Source organism: Mangrovicoccus sp. HB161399 (assembly GCF_013184745.1).
GTDB lineage: Bacteria > Pseudomonadota > Alphaproteobacteria > Rhodobacterales > Rhodobacteraceae > Mangrovicoccus.
Map to the genome: position 1 here is coordinate 1 of NZ_JAATVU010000282.1, position 761 is coordinate 761.

Below are 761 nucleotides of genomic sequence, written 5' to 3' on the forward strand. Positions count from 1 at the left end.
GGTGCAGGCGGTCATGAAATGTCTCCCTTGGAAAGGTCCCCGGTGCCGGAGCTCCGGGGCAGGTGCCGGCGCGCAGATCGATTGGGGAAGCGCCGGGGGTATCGGGTCAGGCCATGCCGAGGGCGTCCTTGTAGAGGTCGAGCACCGCCTCTTCCTCGGCGATGTCGTCGGCATGCTTCTTCCGCAGCGCGATCACGCGGCGGATGGTCTTCGGGTCGTAGCCGCGGGCCTTGGCCTCGGCCATGACGGCCTTCGCCTGGTCGCCGATCTCCGCCCGCTCCGCGGCCAGCCGCTCGAGGCGCTCGATGAACTGGCGCAGCTCGGAGGCAGTGACCCGGAAGACCTTGTCCTTCTCGGCCGCGTCCTCCGCCGTCTCCTTCATCCGCCGGGTGGCGTCGTTCAGATCGTCCGCGGTGAAGGGCCCGACGGTCGCGCCGCCGACCGTCATCGTCATGGTGGTGCCGTCGTTCATGGCGGTCTCCTGTGTCTGGCGGGCATCTCTGGTGCGTGGCCGGAAGGGGCGGCAGCGGGGTGCGAGTATCCCCGCGTTCGGTCCGTCGACCTGGCCGCCCTCGAAACCGGCCACGCGCCGGAGATGTCCTGATCGCTCTGGTGGGGGCCTGCCGGGGTTGCGGGGTACGGGTGAACTCGTGAACTGGGCGGCAGGTCCCCGCCGGAGCGGTCTGTGCGGCCCCGCCGCCTTGTGGAAGCGGCGGGGCCAACCCGGGCCAGGGGCGGGCTGGTGGCGGCCGGGTGTCTTG

1 protein-coding gene is annotated in these 761 nt (G+C 71.1%); it reads right to left on the minus strand.

The window, feature by feature from the left end:
* Positions 1-106 precede the first annotated feature (106 nt).
* On the minus strand, positions 107-382 hold the full coding sequence (locus tag HCC78_RS32900) for a DUF2312 domain-containing protein (RefSeq protein WP_172332866.1): 276 nt from the start codon (positions 380-382) through the stop codon (positions 107-109).
* Between the last annotated feature and the right edge of the window lie 379 nt (positions 383-761).